Raw genomic sequence first — 461 nt, 5'->3', positions numbered from 1 at the left:
GAGTTCCATGCAAGCATAGCAATGTAGTCAGCATTGAGGAATGCAAGGATGGTTGGCGTGTGGAGTATGACACAGAGCCAAGTGAAACAGAGAAGAAGATACTTGGATTGGTGTTCGTTAGGCGTGGTGAGTTATGAAACAATTAAGAGCAGACAAACAAGGACCCCACCGTGTGGCTTTTGAAAGAAACAAGAAGCGCATACTAAAGACAAAACACACCTGTGGAATCTGCGGTCAAGATGTAGACAAGACGCTTGCTTATCCGCATCCGTTGTCTCCAGTGATTGACCATATCATTCCAGTATCAAAAGGTGGTCATCCTAGTTCGCTAGAAAATTTGCAACTTAGTCACATGGGGTGTAATCGTCAAAAGTCAGATAAAATGTTTGAAAACCCAAGCGAACCGAAAGTATTAGGTAATAGGAACCTGCCACACAGCATAGATTGGACAACTTATAAAG

The 461-nt window shown here is 43.0% G+C and carries 1 protein-coding gene; it reads left to right on the top strand.

Annotated elements, in window-relative coordinates; all coding sequences use genetic code 11:
- Positions 1 to 133 precede the first annotated feature (133 nt).
- Positions 134 to 461 (top strand): HNH endonuclease (locus BTA35_RS16685; RefSeq protein WP_139363712.1); only part of this gene is annotated, 328 nt, incomplete at its 3' end.

The sequence above is a fragment of the Oceanospirillum linum genome (assembly GCF_001995095.2).
In the GTDB taxonomy this organism is placed as follows: Bacteria; Pseudomonadota; Gammaproteobacteria; order Pseudomonadales; family Halomonadaceae; genus Oceanospirillum; species Oceanospirillum linum.
The sequence above is the reverse complement of the archived record's forward strand: the minus strand, read 5'-3'. Positions and strand labels throughout refer to the sequence as shown.